The organism is Shewanella sp. 11B5, assembly GCF_002836795.1.
Lineage (GTDB): Bacteria > Pseudomonadota > Gammaproteobacteria > Enterobacterales > Shewanellaceae > Shewanella > Shewanella frigidimarina.
On sequence record NZ_PJAP01000462.1, the window covers coordinates 1 to 4,634 of the forward strand.

3 protein-coding genes and 1 tRNA gene are annotated in these 4,634 nt (G+C 41.7%); 3 read left to right on the forward strand and 1 reads right to left on the reverse strand.

All coding sequences use genetic code 11. The annotated features are described in order from the left end of the window. On the reverse strand, positions 1–828 hold an 828-nt coding region (gene punR, locus CXF78_RS10745; protein WP_102036773.1), incomplete at its 3' end, for a DNA-binding transcriptional activator PunR. 339 nt (positions 829–1,167) lie between these two features. Here punR and CXF78_RS10750 point away from each other — a divergent pair. The 3 genes from CXF78_RS10750 (at position 1,168) to CXF78_RS10760 (ending at position 4,496) form a co-directional block, all read left to right on the forward strand. Then, a tRNA-Ser gene (locus CXF78_RS10750) sits at positions 1,168–1,257 on the forward strand. Between the two features lie 867 nt (positions 1,258–2,124). After that, positions 2,125–2,802: a DUF6781 family protein gene (locus CXF78_RS10755; protein WP_102036774.1), complete on the forward strand. Its 678-nt coding sequence runs from the start codon at positions 2,125–2,127 to the stop codon at positions 2,800–2,802. Between the two features lie 11 nt (positions 2,803–2,813). Then, on the forward strand, positions 2,814–4,496 hold the full coding sequence (locus CXF78_RS10760) for an ABC1 kinase family protein (protein WP_102036775.1): 1,683 nt from the start codon (positions 2,814–2,816) through the stop codon (positions 4,494–4,496). The last annotated feature ends 138 nt before the right edge of the window (positions 4,497–4,634 follow it).

Sequence of the window (4,634 nt, forward strand, 5' to 3'; positions counted from 1 at the left end):
ATTGGCATTATTCCAGGCTAAACAGCAGGCTGTGTCTTGCTTTGGGGTGGCGAGTTGTTTTTCTATTAGCGCGCCGGCTTTAATAAAAATATCAGCCAAATGATAGGGCATGTAGCCCACACCTAAGCCTTCTCTAAAGCAATTTATTGCTCTGATCCAATCAGGTACCACAATCCTGCGCTGGTTATTTAACAACCAATTCGGCCTGTGGGCAATATTATGAGCCGTGTCTTGCAAGCAAATTGACGGATACTGTAATAACTCGTCATCGGTTAACGCATGTTCTGTTTTGGCTAACGGATGATTTTTACCGACTAAAAAAGACCACTGAATCATTCCCATATCGCGTGACTTAAAAGTGCCACCAACAGGAATACTTGAGGTTGCTCCTATAGCGATATCGCTTTTACCCGTCGACAATGCTTCCCACACGCCATTATAAACTTCTAAGCGAATAATCAATTCAATATCGGTAAAGTGGCGATAAAAATCAGCAATTAAGCCACTGATTTTGTCTGCGCGAACCATGTTGTCAATCGCAATAGATAAAGAAGGGCGCCAGCCATTAGCCACTTTCTGGGTATCACGTTTAATGTTGTTCAATTTAGTCATTATCTCGCGCGACTGCGCCACAAAATGTTCACCCGCTGGCGTCAAACTAACACTGCGATGGTGACGCTCAAACAATATTACCCCTAAGTCATCTTCAATCTGTTTAATGGCATAACTCACCGCAGAGGGGACTTTATTCAATTTATTGGCTGCGGCGGTAAAACTGCCCACACGGGCAACAATATCTATCATCTCGAATGCTTGTTCTGAAAGCATCTCGCTATCCTTGGCATTGGCAAAATTACTTGCAGTAAAGGTAAACATTAAGCCTAATCAAATCAAGCAAAGTCGCCGCTATCAGCTGTTTAATCACATTTTAAATGACAAAAATGGTCAGCTTAAGTTGATTAGCACAATTCGACTGCCGTTGAGCCCGTTTAAGAACACAGCAAGGCACATATTCTGTTCATCATCAGTATAGAGGCTTAGCTGTCAGTGAATAATCAATCGCGATACTGCAATTACAGTTAACTTGAACATTTAATCACCACTTAACAAGTTATTTGCAATTTACCCTTTACACAAAACTGTCATTGTCATATTATTCGCCCGCTCGGAGGGATGGCAGAGTGGTCGAATGCACCGGTCTTGAAAACCGGCAACGGTTTATCCCGTTCTAGGGTTCAAATCCCTATCCCTCCGCCACATTCAAATAAAAAGGCCTTATCTTTCGATAAGGCCTTTTTATTTGGGCGAAAGATAGGACTTTGAACCCACGGGTTCCTCTTTATTACAAGCAAGCTATCCCTCCTCAAGATTTAATGACCAAGCTTTATCAGACCATTACAGACCTTTGTGTTTGAGCAAAAGGTAGGGAGTTGAGTCTTCGGCCTCTCTTTAATACAAGCAAGCTATCCCTCCTCAAGATTTAATTACCAAGCTTTATCAGACCATTACAGACCTTTGTGTTTGAGCAAAAGGTAGGGAGTTGAGTCTTCGGCCTCTCTTTAATACAAGCAAACTATCCCTCCTCAAGATTTAATGACTAAGCTTTATCTGACCATTACAGACCTTTGTGTTTGAGCAAAAGCTAGGGCGTTAAGCCCTAGGTTTCTCTATATCACAAGCAAGCTATCCTTCCATCCCGCCAAAAGTATGTCAAAGTTTAGGTTTTGAAGCGCATACATTTTAGCTACTGATTTAATAAAGAGGAGAATATAAAGCTAAGCCTACCAAGTTGTAAGCTGACTCCAGACTTATATACAATTGAAGCACTTTCGATATACACATGTAGTTTAACATTCACTCAAATTTGAACAGTAGAAAAAGTGAGTTTCCAGCGTTGTGTGAATATTGTCCGCTATTCGCTACATTTTTGAGATGCATCAAGGTTTCATTAGTACATTTGACTTAGATTTATTAGGTAAGTGTTATTTTTATTTGCTGTTATGTATCAGAATCGTTCAGCTTTTCTTAGCCAAAGCTGGTTAGCAAAAAATGTTAAATAGCATTATTAACACTCTGATAGTAATGGATTATTCTAGCAACCTGACGTTTTATAGGTGGATCAATATGAGTACAGTTAAAAGTGATACAAGTCATCATTGTGACAATCTCGAAGGATCCATTAAAGAGGCGGTTGAGGCAGATAAGGATATTCGGGAAACCGTTCGTTGCATTACTCTTAAAGCATTGAGTGAAGGCAAACTGGATCTCAATGAGATCACTCAGATTGCAGGCCGCGTGGTTAAAGGCGCGGGTTTAGGTGCTCATGGTCGCAATAGCCAAGACAAGTTAGTGAAGGCTGTTGCGGGTCTTGATGATGCTTTGTGTTCTGCGGCAGAAGCATCCAAATTAGCCGTTGAAGAAGCAAGTTCTCATGCTAACACCTTTAGTAAACAGGATTTACAGCGCACCCTTAATGACCTTAGTGAGCTTGAAGTTATGTTTTTAGATACGTTGAAAGACGTAGCCAAAGAGGCTAATGAGGCTGTATCCGGTACCTTAAATGATTTGGCTCGTCATGGTCGAGTAAGCGGCACCGCAGTCGGCCAGAAAGTAACTGAAATTTCAACATTGTTAAACCAACAATTCAGTGAACGGTTAAGCGATACTGTGACTGCTGGAGTAGATTCTGCAGCAAAAATAACAAGTAACCTTGCTTATGCGGCAGCAGGTTTTCTTGATGCATTTGCACAAAAAATGGATGAGAAATCAGCATCTAATTCTTCCCAAAATAAAAGTAAATAGACAGGTGAAGCATGCTTTGGGAGACGTTAGGTACAGCTCGAGATATCGGCCGACTGAATGAACTTGCTTCGGTCTTAATCCGTTATGGCTTTGGCGATGTACTGCGAAGACTTGGACTCGCGAATGTATTCAATGTCGCCGGTAAGGCTCTGCATTGGAAGCATGCTGCCGAAATCACTCAGTTAGAATCTCCGGTCAGGTTTTGTCATGCATTAGCTGAAATGGGGCCAACCTTTATCAAACTAGGACAGATCCTTGCTACGCGTTCAGATCTATTTCCACCAGAGTGGACTGTAGAGTTTGCAAAATTACAAAATCATGCACCGCCGGTATCATTTGAATTGATCTGTAAACAATTACATGAAGACTTAGGATGTAGTCCGCAACAGGCTTTTGCCGAATTTAATCCAACTCCTTTTGCTGCCGCATCGATTGCCCAAGTTCATCGAGCTCGTCTACATGATGGCGCTGAAGTGATTATTAAGGTTCGCCGGCCAGGCATAATGCCCGTTATCGAAGCCGATTTACGTTTACTTGCCCGTATTGCCGAGGTGATGGAGTCAGAGTCACCGACATTGCGCCGTTTTAGACCTCGTGAGGTAGTACGCCAATTTACCCATTCTCTAAGGCGGGAATTGGATTTACTGGCTGAATGTCGCAATGCTGAAAGGGTGGCTAAAAATTTCAAAAGTAATCCTAACATCATTATTCCTAAAGTGTATTGGTCGTGGTGCAGTGAACGCGTCAATGTTCAAGAGTTTATTGATGGTATTGCTGGGCGAAATGTAGAAGCCGTGGAAGAGGCAGGATTAGATAGAAAACTGTTAGCTAAGTATGGCGGTCAAGCTGCGTTGAAAATGATTTTGATTGATGGTTTTTATCATGCAGATCCCCATCAAGGTAATATTTTTTATATGCCTGAAAATCGAATCGCATTCATTGATTTTGGTATGGTTGGACGACTGTCTTTTGAACGTCGGCATCAAGTGGTAACGCTTTTACATAGCATGGTTGATTTGGATGCACCTCGCGTTATTGATGTATTACTGACTTGGGCTGGCGATCCTCCGCTCAATTGTGAAAATCTTACTTTTGAAGTTGAAGAGTTTGTTGATAAGTATCATGGCGTTTCGTTAAAAAATTTCCATTTGAGCATGATGTTGACTGAACTGATATCACTGCTTAGAGAATATGGTCTTAGCTTACCCCCTGATATTATTATATTGATCAAAGCATTGATTGCGCTTGAAGGTGTGGCCCTGCAGTTAGATCCTGACTTTAATATGGTGTCTGAAGCGAAACCATTATTACACCAGCTAATGTTACAACGATATGCACCAGACGCATTGGCCAAAAGAGGTTGGCAAGCCATTGTCGATACCGGTGAATTGTTAAGTGGATTACCGCAAGACTTACAACAACTTTTACGCTCAGCGCGCAGCGGTAGATTTCAGTTACATGTTGATGTAACGAGATTAAAAGCCTTTGGCAATCAACTTGACCGGGCAGCGAGTCGAGTGGCAATTGGTAATGTGGTAGCGGCTATGATTATTGGATCTTCTATCGTGATGACTGTTGATGGTGGGCCAACATTATTTGGTTTGCCGTTATTCGGCATACTTGGATTTCTGAGTGCTGCCGTCGGTGGAATTTGGTTATTATTCTCAATTTGGTCAAGCGGGCGCTGGAAGTAGAAATTTTGCCTATAACAATAATACACATGAGGGTGCATAAATGTTGATGCAGCACTTACAGTGCGTGAAGCATTAACAATATACTTCGATAGTAATCACTCATATTACCTTTGCTGTTTTGCTCGACATTAAAAACAG